The following is a 14,133-nucleotide window of genomic DNA, read 5'->3' as shown; positions in this document are numbered from 1 at the left end:
AGTATGGCGCGCGCCCCCGCCCTCAGTCCGAGCCCCCGCTCCCGCCGCCACTGCCGTCGGCGCCTCCGACCCCGCCGCCGCGTCCCGTCGCGTAGCCGTCCGTCCGGCCGCCCCGGCCCAGCAGCCCGCCGTCGCGCGAGAAGCGGGGGAGGAAGAGGGCGAGGGCGGGGTCCCCGTAGAGGGCGACGTACAGCAGCACCAGATTGCCGTCCGTCACCTCGCGCCGGTGCGCGGGCAGCGGGTGCCGCTCGCGCAGCCCGGTCAGCAGCCGACGGGCGGCCCGGGTGGTCGGCGGCAGGAACATCAGGCCGAGCGCGCCGCCGGCCGGTACGGCCCCGAGGGCGAGCGCGAGCGCGAGCTCCGCCCCGGACGGCCGGGTGATCAGCAGGCCCGCCACGACCGTCGCCACCGCGCAGACCAGCAGCCCGCGCGCGACGCGCAGCCGGCCGTACGGGCGCAGGAGCCCGGCCCGGCCCAGCTCGGCCCGCAGCGCGTCGACCGCGCGCCGCGCCCGGGGCTGCGAGGCGAGGACCCGCAGGCCCAGGGCGCGGCGGAGCGAGCTGTGCACCCCCAGCTGGACCGGGTCACGCGTCCGCCCGGGCCCGCCGTTGGCCCGAATCGTGCCCTTGCGGCCGGCTGCCACCGCGCCGTGCTGGTGCAGCGCGACCAGCGCGACGACGACGACCGCCCGCCGCCCACCCCTGATCAACGCCAGTGCCTGCGGCGCCAGTTCGGTCCGCTGCGGGCTGCGCGTTCGCAACAGGACAAGCGCGAACAGCAGTTGTGCGCAGGACACGCCGATGAACCACCACGTCTCCGCCCCCATGACGCTCCACCCCCCGAGGGTGTTGTGCCCGGGGGAGGGTGATCGTCACGCGTGAATGGCCGAATTCTGAGGTTCTTTTGAGCTGCGGCACGCCCTCCGGAGCTCGTCCGTGGAGCTTGCCCCGAGAATTTGCCCCTAGAGCTTGCCCCACACCCGTACGACGCCATGGCCGACGAGCCGGTCCAGGGCGTGCGCGGCGAGCGGCGAGCGCCGCCGCCTCGGCGGGGGTGGCGACGAGGTCGACGAGGGGCTGGTAGGTGCCTCCCGTGCCCGTGACGGTAGGAGGTGGCACCGACACCGGGCCGGACAGGCCCTAGGCGCCTGTGGTGATCAGTGCGTCCGCCGGGGTGTTGACCGGCTGCGGTGTGCCCGTGAGGTCCAGGACGAAGAGCGGTATGCCGAGTTCGTCGGCGCGGGCCCTGGCTTCCGGGGTGTAGCCCGCGAGCGAGAAGAAGACGCTCACCGACGTGCTGCTGAGGCCGTTGAGCCAGAGGCACTCGACGGCCCGCAGGCCGGCCGGACGGGTGCTCGGGTCGACCTGGGCGACGAGTCCGGGCGCCCGCAGGTCGACCTCGGACGTGGACCGCTCCTCGGGCTGGACGACGTCCCGGAAGCCCAGCCAGCGCAGGTATCCGGCGGACGCGGCGACCGCGTCCCGCGCGGTACGGATGGTCACGGGCCGGAAGGAGGGCCTCGGCGGCGCGGGGTGCGGCGCGGTGGGCGGCAGCGGGATGTGCGCGGGGTAGCGCTCGGCGAACGTCCGGTGCGCGCCGCTCCCGGGGGTGGCGTGCGCCCGGCTCTCGGCCGGCCCGGGGAGCGGCTGCGCCCCGCCGGGGTCTGCGGCGCCGTGGCCGTCAGCGGTACCACCCGTGCCACCCGTACCGCCCATGCCACCCGTACTGCCCATGCCACCGCCCCCGCCGAGCCGGCCCTCCGTATCGCTTCCGCCGTTCCCGCCGTTCCCGGGTGTGAACCAGCCGCGGGTCTCGGCCACGGGGCCGCCGCCCGGGCGGCCGTCGTCCGTCCCGGGGCGCCCAGGGGTACGACCCTGCGGCTCCCGTTCGCTCACCGGACCAGTACCCGTACCCGTACCCGTACCCGTACCCGCGCCCGTACCAGGGCGCCGGCCCTGCTCCGGGACGACCGTGTCCGGGGCCAGGACCGGGACGCGGAGGACCGTGCCGCAGGTGCAGCCGAGCTCCGGGTGCGGCCATTCGTCCTCGCGGCCGCAGGCCGCGCAGCGGACGGTGACCCATTCGTCCGTCCAGTTGCGGTGTGTGACCGGTTCGCCGGTCGCCCCGGGGATCACGGGCGGCACGACAGGGATGCCGCACGCGCACGGGAAGACCGGCGCCGCGTACTGCTGTGTACGGAGGCATTCCGGGCAGCGCACCGGAACCGAGTCACCCACACCGAACCCCACGTCCAACCCCCTGCCTTCCGCCCCCATCGTCCACCAATCCGCCACGCGAGGGGAGGGAGTTCGGCCAACGTCCGAGCGCCCTCCCTTGACGGCCCTCGATCCCCCGACCTACATTGCTTCCACATAGTAGAACAATACTTCCGCAATACGGAAACGAGCCCACGAGCCGGTGGTGCACCCGTTTCCGCCTGGCCGAAGCAGGAGCCCTCCCATGCCTCGTATGACCGCCGCCGCAGCGGCCGTTGAGATCCTCAAGCGCGAAGGCGTCACCAACGCGTTCGGCGTGCCCGGCGCGGCGATCAACCCCTTCTACCGCGAGCTCAAGAACGTGGGCGGCATCGCTCACACCCTCGCCCGCCACGTCGAGGGCGCGTCCCACATGGCCGAGGGCTACACCCGGGCCAAGGCGGGCAACATCGGTGTCTGCATCGGTACCTCCGGCCCCGCCGGCACCGACATGATCACCGGCCTGTACTCCGCGATCGCGGACTCGATCCCGATCCTCTGCATCACGGGCCAGGCCCCGGTCTCGAAGCTCCACAAGGAGGACTTCCAGGCCGTCGACATCGCCTCGATCGCCAAGCCCGTCACCAAGGCCGCCACCACGGTCCTGGAGGCCGCGCAGGTCCCCGGCGTCTTCCAGCAGGCCTTCCACCTGATGCGCTCCGGCCGTCCCGGCCCGGTCCTCATCGACCTGCCGATCGACGTCCAGCTGACCGAGATCGAGTTCGACCCGGAGACGTACGAGCCGCTGCCGGTCTACAAGCCGTCCGCGACCCGCGCGCAGGCCGAGAAGGCCCTGAGCTTCCTGCTGGAGTCGGAGCGGCCGCTGATCGTCGCCGGTGGCGGCATCATCAACGCCGACGCCACCGACCTGCTGGTCGAGTTCGCCGAGCTGATCAACGTCCCGGTCATCTCCACCCTGATGGGCTGGGGCACCATCCCGGACGACCACGAGCTGGCGGCCGGCATGGTCGGCGTCCAGACCGCGCACCGCTACGGCAACGCGACGTTCCTGGAGTCGGACTTCGTCCTCGGCATCGGCAACCGCTGGGCCAACCGCCACACCGGTTACAACATGGACGCCTACACCAAGGGCCGGAAGTTCGTCCACGTCGACATCGAGCCCACCCAGCTGGGCAAGATTTTCGCCCCGGACTACGGCATCGCCTCCGACGCCAAGGCCGCGCTGGAGCTCTTCGTCGCGATCGCCAAGGAGTGGAAGGCCGCCGGCAAGCTGCCGGACTTCTCCGCCTGGGCCGCCTCCGCGCAGGAGCGCAAGGCCACCCTCCAGCGCCGCACGCACTTCGACAACGTCCCGATCAAGCCTCAGCGCGTGTACGAGGAGATGAACAAGGCCTTCGGCCCGGAGACGCGCTACGTCACCACCATCGGTCTCTCCCAGATCGCGGCGGCGCAGTTCCTGCACGTCTACAAGCCGCGCCACTGGATCAACTGCGGCCAGGCCGGCCCGCTCGGCTGGACCATCCCGGCCGCGATCGGCGTCGCCACCGCGGACCCGGAGACCCCGGTCGTCGCGCTCTCCGGCGACTACGACTTCCAGTTCATGATCGAGGAGCTGGCGGTCGCCGCCCAGCACAAGGTCCCCTACGTCCACGTCCTCGTGAACAACGCCTACCTGGGTCTGATCCGTCAGGCGCAGGGCGGCCTGGGGATCAACTTCGAGGTCAACCTCGAGTTCGAGAACATCAACACCCCGGAGATCGGCGTCTACGGCGTCGACCACGTCAAGGTCGCCGAGGGCCTGGGCGTCAAGGCGATCCGCGTCACCGACCCGGAGAAGCTTGGCGAGGCGCTGGAGCAGGCCAAGAAGATGGCCGTCGAGTTCCAGGTCCCGGTCGTCGTCGAGGCGATCCTGGAGCGCATCACCAACATCGCGATGAGCAAGACGGTCGACATGAGCGACGTCACCGAGTTCGAGGAGCTCGCGACGGAGCCCGGCCACGCGCCGACCGCGATCAAGGCTCTCAAGGTCTGATCAGCCTGTAGAGGTACCGGCCCCCGTTCCGAGAGCACCGGAGCGGGGGCCGCTCTGTGCCCGCGCACTCTGAGCCCGTACGAGGGCCGCGCCCGCCGCCGTCCAGTCGTAGAGGACGGAGCGTCCCGCCCTCCGCCGTCGTACCAGCCGTGCGTCGAGCAGCACCTTCAGATGCCGCCCCACCGACCCGAGGCCCTGTCCCGTCAGCGCCACCAACTGGCTGGTGGACAGCGGTGATTCGAGCCGTACGAGTACCCCGGCGCGCGCGTTCCCGAGCAGCGCCGCGAGAGCGGAGGGGACGGCCGGTCCCTCCACGTCCGTGAGGGCTCCCGCGCACGGGTAGACGATCGCGAAGCGTTCCGTTCCCTCCCAGGACACCCATCCCCGGCTCGGCGTGACCGGCACGAAGAGCAGCCGGCCGCCGACGACCGAACGCGGGGGGTGGTCACGGGTGTTGACCTGGAGCCGACCGTCGCCGAGCCAGCGCGTCCGGCCGGGGCTGAGCTCGTCGAGGGCCGCCGCCCACCCTCCCCGGGTCAACCGTGCCGTGCGCGCCAGTACGTCCGCCTCCAGGATCCGGTGGCGCCTCGGCCAGGTCGGCAGGACCGTCTCCCGCCACACCCAGGTGAGCAACTCGGCCATCCGGTACGGCAGATCGGTGGCCGAGGCGAGCGGCTCGGGCACCGGGCCGCCCAGCGACACCGCCAGGTCCGCAACGGCCGCGGCGGGCGGGGTCGCGCGGATCCGGCTCAGCTCCTCCTCGAAGCCCGGCTCCTCGTCGCCCGACGGGGTAGGGGTCACGAAGTCGGCGTTCCACGAGGTGCCGAGGGCCGCCCGGACGAGCAGGGCGTCGAGCGGCGCGGCGGCCAACCGGGCCCGGTAGGCGGGCAGATGGGCCTCCAGCCAGGCCCGCTCGCCCGGGTGCGCGGCCTTCCGCAGGTCCAGGGTCTGCAGCGCGGCGGTGGTCTCGGCCAGCGGGGAGATCAGAAACCGCCCGCCCGCAAGCGCGTCCGCGTCGACCTGCCACCATCCCATGCCAGCCCCCCCCGCCGTTGTGGGCATCAGTCCCGCTGGGCGGGTGGGCACACGGGACGGCGCCGCACCCGTGGGGGCCCTAGGGACCGGGAGCCTGGGCCCGGCAAGGGCGCCGCCCGTTGTGCCCACCCTCCCCCAAGCTCTCGGCTTCGGTCGAGCAGGGGGGATCCCCATCGCCTGGGGGTCCCCCCTGACGAAGTCTGGGGGAGGAACGAATGCCCACAACGGGGGCTCGCGACGCCCCGTCCGTTTCGCCTCCCCGCGAAACAATATCGGCCGTGTCATCGGCCCCCGCAGACTCCGCCGCATGCGCAGCTACCGCGAGCTCTTCCGTACGCCCGAGTTCATCCCCCTCTTCCTCACCTGCTCCGTCCAGGTCGCCGCCCAGACGGTGGCGGGCCTCGGGCTCGCCACGCTCGTCTTCCGGCAGACCGGCTCCCCGCTCCTCTCCTCCCTCGCGCTCTTCGGGCCCTCGCTCGCCCAGCTCCTCGGTGCCGCCACGCTCCTCTCGGCCGCCGACCGGCTGCCGCCGCGCGCCGCGCTGGCCGGCATGGCGCTGTTCTTCGCCGTGGGCAGCGCCGCGACGGCCGTGCCCGGCCTGCCGATCGGGGCGGTCTTCGCGATCCTGCTCGCCCAGGGGCTCGTCGGCTCCGTCGGCGGCGGGGTGCGGTACGGACTTCTCGGCGAGATCCTGCCCCGCGACGGCTACCTGCTCGGCCGCTCGGTGATGAACATGGCGGTCGGCGGCTGCCAGATCGCCGGGTTCGCGACCGGCGGGCTGCTCGTCGCCCTGCTCTCTCCCCGCGGCACCCTGCTGACCGGCGCCGCCCTCTGTCTCGCCGCCGCCCTCCTCGCCCGCCTCGGCCTCTCCCGGCGCGCCCCGCGCGCGACCGGCCGGGCCTCGGCCACCGAGACCTGGCGGACGAACCGGCGGCTGTGGTCGTCCCGCGCCCGCCGCCGCGTGTACGTCGCGCTGTGGGTGCCCAACGGGCTGATCGTCGGCTGCGAGTCGCTCTTCGTGCCGTACGACCCCGAGCGCGCCGGGCTGCTCTTCGCCTGCGGCGCGCTCGGGATGCTGGTGGGGGACACGATCGTCGGCCGGTTCGTCCCGGGGCGGCTCCGCGGCCCGCTCGCCGCCCCGCTGCAGGCCCTCCTCGCCGCCCCGTTCCTGCTCTTCGCGCTGGACCCGGGGCTGCCGCTCGCGCTCGCCGCAGTGACCGTCTCGGCGGTCGGCTACGGCGCGAGCCTGCTGTACCAGGAGCGGCTGATGGCCCTCGTACCGGACGAGCTGAGCGGTCACGCCCTCGGGCTGCACACCTCCGGCATGCTCGCCCTCCAGGGGCTGAGCGCGGCGCTCGCGGGCGCCGTCGCCCAGGCCACCTCACCGCGCACGGCGATGGTGGTGCTCGCCCTCGCCTCGCTCGCCGTCACGCTGACGCTCGCCCTCACCGAGGGGCCTTGGAGCGGACCACGACCGTCTCCTCGCAAGGACCGTCAGCGAACAGCTTGAGGGCCTCCACCTCGTCCTTGTCGGCGCTCAGGCCCCAGCGCAGCTTGGTGCCCACCCACTCGGCGACGTAGCGGCAGTACTGGGTGGACGCCGACGGCACCCAGTCGGCGGGGTCGCGGCCGGCCTTGTCCTTCTGGCTGCGCGCGGTGACCGCGACGAGCGTGCCGGGCGAGCCCTGGTCGTTGGCGTACTTCTCGCGCCGGGCCGCCGTCCAGCCGGAGGCGCCCGACTCCCAGGCCTCGTTCAGGGAGACGACGTGGTCGACGCGGAGGGCGGCGGGGTCGCCGACGGTCTGGCCGTCGTAGTACGAGGTCCACTTCCCGCCCGTCAGGGCGCAGCCGGGGCCGGTCTTGGGGGCGTCGACGGCCTCCTCCAGGAGGACCTCGGCGCGGGTGTCGCAGCCGTCGGCCGCGTCGAGGCCGGCGTTCCAGTGCGGAAAGGCGGAGACCTGGAAGCCGGCCGGATCCTCGGTCGCCTCGGTGAGGTCGGCGAGGGCGTCGGGGAAGAGGACGACGCTCGCCGACATGGCCGGGGAGGGCACGGCGAGCGGGGACAGGATGAGCGCGAGCGGGGCGAGGCCCCGTACCAGGTTCTTGATCACGTACGAGTGGATAGCCGCGGGGGAGGGGCGCACATGCGGTGAATCGCGGTGCGCTCGCCCGTGCGGGTGTGGATCTTCACCGCAGAAACGATGCGCTGATGTCCCGTACGGACGGCAGCCGAGCGGGAACGCAGAAGAGCGCGGAACCAGGGACCGTAAACCTGGTTCCGCGCTCTCGTTGTGCCCGCCCGACGGTGCGAGGCTGGCGCGACAGGACGTTCGCGCCGCCGGGCGGAGTCTTGGGTTCCCCGAAGGGGGCGTTGGGACCGCGGCGGCGCCGACGGGTGGACCGGGTGATCCCTTCCTTCAGGTCAGGAAGGGGCCTGGTCCGCCCTTACCACCGCACTGGCTCGCGCACCGCCGCGGTCCTCACGCTGTCCGTACCGCCGGCCACCCCTCATCCGGGCCGTCGGTCCGGACGGCGTACGACATCTGACCTCCCGTCATATGCCGTACGCGGTCTGGATACCGCCGTGGATCAGTCCTCGCGCAGCGCGCGGACCGCCTCGGCCACGCGCTTGCCGTAGTCCGCGTCGGCGGCGGCGAAGTGCGCGAGGTTCTTCTCGATGATGTCCTCGCGGGACACCTGCGACAGGCCACCGGCGATGTTGGCGACCAGACGCTTCTTCTCGTCCTCGGACATCAGGCGGTAGAGCTCACCGGCCTGGAAGAAGTGGTCGTCCTTGGCGTGCTCGGGCGCCGCGTGGGTGCCCGTCCAGCCGTGGATCGCCAGCGGGGCGGAGAGCGCCTCGTCGGTCTGCGAGGGACCGGAGTACGAGTTGGGCTCGTAGTTCTTGTCGTGGCGCGAGCCCTGGCGGGTGGCCATGTGGCCGTCGCGGCCGTAGTTGTCGGCGACGGTCGCCTTCGGGGCGTTCACCGGCAGCTGGGTGTGGTTGACACCGAGGCGGTAGCGGTGGGCGTCCGCGTAGGCGAAGAGCCGGCCCTGGAGCATCTTGTCCGGCGACGGGCCGATGCCCGGGACGAAGTTGTTCGGGGAGAACGCGGCCTGCTCGACCTCGGCGAAGACGTTGTCCGGGTTGCGGTCGAGGACCAGACGGCCCACGCGCTGCAGCGGGTAGTCGCTGTGCGGCCACACCTTGGTGAGGTCGAACGGGTTGAAGCGGTACTCGGCGGCCTCGGCGGCCGGCATGACCTGGACGTACAGGGTCCACGACGGGCTCACGCCGCGCTCGATGGCCTGCAGCAGGTCGGTCTGGTGCGAGTTCGCGTCCTTGCCGACGAGCTCGGCGGCCTGGTCGCCGGAGAGGGAGCGGATGCCCTGGTTCGTCTTGAAGTGGTACTTGACGAAGAAGGCCTCACCCTTCTCGTTGGTCCACTGGTACGTGTGCGAGCCGTAGCCGTTCATGTGACGGTACGAGGCCGGGATACCGCGGTCGCCCATCAGCCAGGTGACCTGGTGCGTCGCCTCGGGGGCGTGCGCCCAGAAGTCCCAGACGTTGTCCGGCTCCTGCTTGCCCGTGAAGGGGTCGCGCTTCTGGGAGTGGATGAAGTCGGGGAACTTGATCGGGTCCTTGATGAAGAACACCGGGGTGTTGTTGCCGACGAGGTCGTAGTTGCCCTCTTCGGTGTAGAACTTCAGCGCGAAGCCGCGCGGGTCACGGACGGCGTCCGCGCCACCGAGCGAGTCGGCCACGGTGGAGAAGCGGAGGAACGTCTCGGTCCGCTTGCCGACCTCGGAGAGGAAGTCGGCCTTGGTGAAGCCGGTGACGTCGTCGGTCACCTCGAAGTAGCCGTACGCGCCGGAGCCGCGGGCGTGGACCACGCGCTCCGGGATCCGCTCACGGTTGAAGCGCGCGAGCTTCTCCAGCAGGTGCTGGTCCTGGAGCAGGATGGGGCCACCGACGCCGGCGGTGGCGGAGTTCTGGTTGTCGGCGACGGGGGCGCCGGACTCGGTCGTAAGCACGCGCTTCGACATCGTGACCTTCCGTACGGGAGCTGCACTGGTGACGGTGTCAGGAGCGTAAGGAGCCGCTGAAGCAAACGTCAACAGTTTGTTGAAAGCGAAGGGTGGTGTTCCGGGCGGCGACGGCGCCTGGGCGCGACAGGACAGGTTGTCAGCGCCGCCGCCGCCCGGAAATCTGGGGTCGGACCTGCGGTCAGACCTGCTGGCCGGAGAGGCGCTCGACGGCGCGCAGCAGGGCCGAGTGGTCCAGGCCGCCGTCGCCCTGCGCACGCAGGGAGGCGACGAGCTGGGCGACGACGGCACCGACCGGGAGGGCCGCGCCGACGTTGCGGGCGGCGTCGGTGACGATGCCCATGTCCTTGTGGTGCAGGTCGATCCGGAAGCCGGGCTTGAAGTCCCGGTTCAGGAAGTTGTCCTTCTTGCGGGTCAGGACCGTGGAGCCGGCCAGACCGCCGTTGAGGACGTCCAGGGCGGCGTTGAGGTCCACGCCGGACTTCTCCAGGAAGACCACGGCCTCGGCGCACGCCTGGATGTTGACGGCGACGATGAGCTGGTTGGCGGCCTTCACCGTCTGGCCGGAGCCGTGCGGACCGCAGAGGACGATGGTCTTGCCCAGCGCCTCAAGCACCGGCAGCGCCTCGTCGAAGTCGGCCTGCTCGCCACCCACCATGATCGACAGGACGGCCTCGATGGCGCCGGCCTCGCCGCCGGACACCGGGGCGTCGATGACGCGGATGCCCTTCTCCTTGGCGTTCTTCGCCAGGTCGACCGAGGTCTGCGGGGTGATCGACGACATGTCGATGATCAGCGCGCCCTGCTTGGCGTTCTCCAGGATGCCCTCGGGGCCGTAGGAGATGGCCTCGACCTGCGGGGAGGCGGGCACCATCGTGACGATCACGTCGGCGTCCTTGACGGCCTCGGCGATCGAACCGGCGACGGAGCCGCCGGCCGCGGCGAGGCGGTCCAGCTTGTCCTGCTCGAGGGTGAAGCCGGTGACGGAGTAGCCCGCCTTGATCAGGTTCTCGGACATGGGGGAGCCCATGATGCCGAGGCCGATCCACGCGATGCTGGGGAGGTTGCTCATGAGGGTGCCTCTCGAAAACTGGTGGTACGGGGGAGGAGGTCAGCGGATCCGGTGGATCAGCGGGCCGCGCGGCCCTCGGCGGGCAGCCAGCCGAAGGACGCGGCGGCGTCGGCGGCCTTGTACTCCAGGCCGACCCAGCCGTCGTAACCGGCCTTCTTGAGCTCGTCGAGCAGCTGCTCCAGGGGGAGCTCGCCGGTGCCCGGCGCGCCACGGCCCGGGTTGTCGGCGATCTGCACGTGGCCGGTCTTGGCCGCGTACTCGGCGATGACCTGGCTGACGTCCTCGCCGTTCATCGACAGGTGGTAGATGTCGAGGAGGAACTTGGCGTTGCCGAGTCCGGTGGCCGCGTTGACCTTGTCGACGACCTCGATCGCCGAGGGGGCGCTCACCAGCGGGTAGAGCGGCGACTCCGGCTTGTTCAGGGTCTCGATCAGCAGGATCGCCCCGATCCGGTCGGCCGCGCGGGCCGCCAGAACCAGGTTCTCCAGGGCGAGGGTGTCCTGGACCTGCGGGTCGACGCCCTCGACGCGGTTGCCGTAGAGCGCGTTGAGCGCCTTGCAGCCGACCGAGGCGGCGAAGTCGGCCGCCACGTCGATGTTGGCGCGGAAGCGGTCCGACTCCTCGCCGGGCACGGAGAGCGCGCCGCGGTCGGGACCCGGCAGCTGCCCGGCGTAGAAGTTCAGGCCGACCAGCTGGGTGCCGGCGTCGTCCAGAGCCTTCTTGAGGGCGTCCAGCTCGCTCTGGGCGGGGGTGGCGGTGTCGATCCAGGGCCACCACAGCTCGACCGCCGTGAAGCCCGCCGCGGCTGCGGCCGCGGGGCGCTCCAGGAGCGGGAGTTCCGTGAAGAGGATCGACAGGTTCACATCGAAGCGCTGGTCCGTGACTGCGCCTTCTGAGAAGCGGGCCATGAGGGGCGGCGCTCCTTCCGTATTGCGGAAGTAACTTTCTGTCTGACGGAATGTTGCAAGGGGAGCCGCGCGCTTGTCAAGAGGGTCCGGCAGCTCAGGGCTGCCGTCGGCCCACTTCCGGCCAGTAGCGTGGGGCCATGGTGCGTTTGAGAGTGGAGTTCACGACCGAGCCCTTCGACCTGGACGAGGCGCCGGAGCACGCGGTCGTGGCACGTGAGGTCATCCAGTCGGCCGAACTGGACGCGGTGGATGTCGGCCCCTTCGGCAATACGGCGGAAGGTGACGCCGACGCGGTGCTGACCGCCGTGGACGCGCTGCTGCGCCGGTCCCTGGCGGCCGGCGCGACCCGTGTCTCCCTCCAGGTCAACGTCCTCGGGGAGGAGTCGTGACCGAACACCCGCTGGTCACCGCCGTGAAGCCGCTGGTCGACGCGATGGGTGCGGAGATACTGGGGCCCGAGCAGGCCACGCCCGACGATGTCGTGCTCGCCTGGGAGGGCGAGGACGTGCTCGCCGTACGGCTGCCGCAGCTCTCGGACTCGCTTGATCACATTCTGGCCGCCATGGAGCGGCGGCACGGGATGCCGCTCGCCGAGCTCGACCGCAAGGCCAAGCAGGAAGCGGTCCGGCTGCTGGAGGCGCGGGGGGCCTTCTCCGTACGACACGGAGTGGAGACGGTGGCCGGGGCACTGGGTGTCAGTCGCTTCACCGTGTACAACTACCTGAACCGGGAGACCGCCCTGAGCAGGGAAAAGGCCGCCGAGAACGGCTAGTTGATCATGTGTGGACAGGAGCCGTCGTCCGGATGTCGGGACGACGGCTTTTGTGTCCCCGAGTTTTCAACAAAGTGTTGACGTGGTGTCGGCAAAGGGCGTTAGCTATCCGCAGCCCGTCCGACGCACAGCGAAAAACAGCCACGGAGGCTTCCCGTGACTTCAGGTACGACACCGGGCCTCACCCGGTTCAACACCTCCGCGGACGGCGACGCCGTCGCCGCCCTCCACGAGGTGTGCTCCAGTTCGGCGTGGGGGAGCAAGATCCTCGCCCAGCGCCCGTACACCACCGTCGAAGCCCTCTTCCTCGCCAGCGACGCCGCCATGGCCGAGCTGACCGCGGAGGATCTGGCCGAGGCGATGGCGGGCCACCCGCCGATCGGTCGTCCGAAGGCAGGGGACCCGACCTCCTCCCGCGAGCAGAGCGGGATGGCCGGCGCCTCCGAGGAGCTCAAGGCCGAGATGCTCGAACTCAACCTGGCCTACCAGGACAAGTTCGGTCATGTCTTCCTGATCTGCGCCACCGGCAAGACCGGTGAGCAGATGCGCGACGCGGTCCGCGAGCGGATCGAGAACTCGCCCGAGGCGGAGCGGGAGATCGTCCGCACCGAACTGGGCAAGATCAACCGCATCCGCCTGACCCGTCTCGTAGAGAGTGCTGAGGAAGAGAGCGCATGAGCACCGACACCACCGCTTCGGTGTCCACCCACATCCTGGACACCAGCATCGGCCGCCCCGCCGAGGGCGTGGCCATCACGCTCGCGGCCCGTAGCGGCTCCGACGCGCAGTGGGTCACGCTCGGTGGCTCCGCCACCGACGCGGACGGGCGCTGCAAGGACCTGCCGGCCCTGCCGGAGGGCACCACCCACGTACGTCTCGACTTCGAGGTCGAGACCTACTTCTCCAAGAAGCAAGCCGAGGCGCAGCAGGACGCCCCCCGCGTAAGGGACAGCGGCGCGTTCTTCCCGGAAGTGACCATCACCTTCGCGGTGACTCCGGGCGAGCATTACCACGTACCGCTGCTGCTCAACCCGTTCGGCTACTCCGTTTACCGAGGGAGCTAGCAGACATGCCCACGATTCTCGGCCAGAACCAGTACGGCAAAGCAGAGAACCGCGTCGTCAAGATCACGCGGGACGGCGCCACCCACCACATCAAGGACCTGAACGTCTCGGTCGCCCTCTCCGGTGACCTCGACGACGTCCACCTCACCGGCTCCAACGCCCACTGCCTGCCCACCGACACGACGAAGAACACCGTCTACGCCTTCGCCAAGGAGTACGGGATCGAGTCGGCGGAGCAGTTCGGCATCCACCTGGCGCGTCACTTCGTGACGAGCCAGGAGCCGATCAAGAGGGCGCGCATCCGGATCGAGGAGTACTCCTGGGAGCGGATCGCCAGCTCGGACGCCAACTCCAAGTTCATCGGCTCCGACGAGGTCAACCACTCCTTCGCCCGCAAGGGCCAGGAGACCCGCGTCACCCAGATCACGTACGACGGTGAGAAGTGGGAGGTCATCTCCGGCCTCAAGGACCTCGTCGTCATGAACTCCACCAACTCGGAGTTCTGGGGCTACATCAAGGACAAGTACACGACGCTCCAGGAGGCGTACGACCGCATCCTGGCCACGCAGGTGTCCAGCCGGTGGCGGTTCAACTGGACCGACGACGAGCAGCGGATGCCCAACTGGGAGCGGTCCTACGAGCAGACCCGGAAGCACATGCTCGAAGCCTTCTCCGAGACGTACTCGTACTCGCTGCAGCAGACGCTGTACCAGATGGCCACCCGGATCATCAGCCACCGTTCGGAGATCGACGAGGTCCGCTTCTCGCTCCCGAACAAGCACCACTTCCTGGTGGACCTCGAGCCCTTCGGGCTCAAGAACGAGAACGAGGTCTACTTCGCCGCCGACCGCCCGTACGGCCTCATCGAGGCCACCGTGCTGCGCGACGGAGCCACGGCGCAGATCCCGGTCGACATGACCAACCTCTAGCGGCACCACGTGGCCGCCCCCGCCCGCCCGCAGTCGGGCGGGGGCGGCCACCACCGGA

The 14,133-nt window shown here is 70.9% G+C and carries 14 protein-coding genes; 7 read left to right on the top strand and 7 right to left on the bottom strand.

Annotation, left to right across the window (positions count from 1 at the left end; translation table 11 throughout):
- Positions 1-22: 22 nt before the first annotated feature.
- Positions 23-826: a TIGR04222 domain-containing membrane protein gene (locus Q5762_RS27945; protein ID WP_315895012.1), complete on the bottom strand. Its 804-nt coding sequence runs from the start codon at positions 824-826 to the stop codon at positions 23-25.
- Between the two features lie 313 nt (positions 827-1,139).
- A complete protein-coding gene (locus Q5762_RS27940; protein WP_399495277.1) occupies positions 1,140-1,733 on the bottom strand; it encodes a hypothetical protein in 594 nt (197 codons plus the stop codon).
- A 727-nt stretch (positions 1,734-2,460) separates the two neighbouring features.
- On the opposite strand from Q5762_RS27940, the gene gcl reads away from it, so the two are divergent.
- Entirely contained in the window at positions 2,461-4,248 is a 1,788-nt protein-coding gene (gene gcl / locus Q5762_RS27935) for a glyoxylate carboligase (RefSeq protein ID WP_315895011.1), read from the top strand.
- Here gcl and Q5762_RS27930 read toward each other — a convergent pair whose 3' ends face one another.
- Entirely contained in the window at positions 4,249-5,283 is a 1,035-nt protein-coding gene (locus tag Q5762_RS27930) for a transcriptional regulator (RefSeq protein ID WP_315895010.1), read from the bottom strand.
- A 307-nt stretch (positions 5,284-5,590) separates the two neighbouring features.
- On the opposite strand from Q5762_RS27930, the gene Q5762_RS27925 reads away from it, so the two are divergent.
- Positions 5,591-6,793 carry an MFS transporter gene (locus Q5762_RS27925; RefSeq protein WP_315895009.1) on the top strand — a complete coding sequence of 401 codons (1,203 nt, stop codon included), beginning with the start codon at positions 5,591-5,593 and terminating at the stop codon, positions 6,791-6,793.
- Here Q5762_RS27925 and Q5762_RS27920 read toward each other — a convergent pair.
- From Q5762_RS27920 to Q5762_RS27905, 4 genes are all read right to left on the bottom strand, one after another.
- Complete coding sequence (locus tag Q5762_RS27920; RefSeq protein WP_315895008.1) at positions 6,729-7,394, bottom strand: HNH endonuclease family protein; 666 nt, start codon at positions 7,392-7,394, stop codon at positions 6,729-6,731. The two genes, Q5762_RS27925 and Q5762_RS27920, sit on opposite strands and share 65 nt — an antisense overlap.
- 478 nt (positions 7,395-7,872) lie before the next feature.
- The gene (locus Q5762_RS27915) at positions 7,873-9,330 is read right to left on the bottom strand and encodes a catalase (RefSeq protein WP_315895007.1); all 1,458 of its coding nucleotides are present in this window, start codon (positions 9,328-9,330) and stop codon (positions 7,873-7,875) included.
- A 181-nt stretch (positions 9,331-9,511) separates the two neighbouring features.
- Positions 9,512-10,402 (bottom strand): 2-hydroxy-3-oxopropionate reductase, encoded by an 891-nt coding sequence (locus tag Q5762_RS27910; protein ID WP_315895006.1) that lies wholly within the window; start codon positions 10,400-10,402, stop codon positions 9,512-9,514.
- Positions 10,403-10,458: 56 nt separating this feature from the next.
- The gene (locus Q5762_RS27905; RefSeq protein WP_315895005.1) at positions 10,459-11,310 is read right to left on the bottom strand and encodes a TIM barrel protein; all 852 of its coding nucleotides are present in this window, start codon (positions 11,308-11,310) and stop codon (positions 10,459-10,461) included.
- Between the two features lie 140 nt (positions 11,311-11,450).
- On the opposite strand from Q5762_RS27905, the gene Q5762_RS27900 reads away from it, so the two are divergent.
- From Q5762_RS27900 to pucL, 5 genes are all read left to right on the top strand, one after another.
- Positions 11,451-11,699 (top strand): hypothetical protein, encoded by a 249-nt coding sequence (locus Q5762_RS27900; protein ID WP_315895028.1) that lies wholly within the window; start codon positions 11,451-11,453, stop codon positions 11,697-11,699.
- Positions 11,700-11,743: 44 nt separating this feature from the next.
- Positions 11,744-12,082 (top strand): helix-turn-helix domain-containing protein, encoded by a 339-nt coding sequence (locus Q5762_RS27895; protein WP_315895027.1) that lies wholly within the window; start codon positions 11,744-11,746, stop codon positions 12,080-12,082.
- Between the two features lie 156 nt (positions 12,083-12,238).
- Entirely contained in the window at positions 12,239-12,760 is a 522-nt protein-coding gene (uraD, locus tag Q5762_RS27890) for a 2-oxo-4-hydroxy-4-carboxy-5-ureidoimidazoline decarboxylase (RefSeq protein WP_315895004.1), read from the top strand.
- A complete protein-coding gene (gene uraH / locus Q5762_RS27885) occupies positions 12,757-13,146 on the top strand; it encodes a hydroxyisourate hydrolase (RefSeq protein ID WP_315895003.1) in 390 nt (129 codons plus the stop codon). The genes uraD and uraH overlap by 4 nt, the downstream gene beginning before the upstream one ends.
- Before the next feature lie 5 nt (positions 13,147-13,151).
- On the top strand, positions 13,152-14,075 hold the full coding sequence (pucL, locus tag Q5762_RS27880; protein ID WP_315895002.1) for a factor-independent urate hydroxylase: 924 nt from the start codon (positions 13,152-13,154) through the stop codon (positions 14,073-14,075).
- The last annotated feature ends 58 nt before the right edge of the window (positions 14,076-14,133 follow it).

The organism is Streptomyces sp. P9(2023), from assembly GCF_032436795.1.
GTDB lineage: Bacteria > Actinomycetota > Actinomycetes > Streptomycetales > Streptomycetaceae > Streptomyces.
Note: the sequence above shows the minus strand (reverse complement) of the source record. Positions and strands in the feature narration are given on the sequence as shown.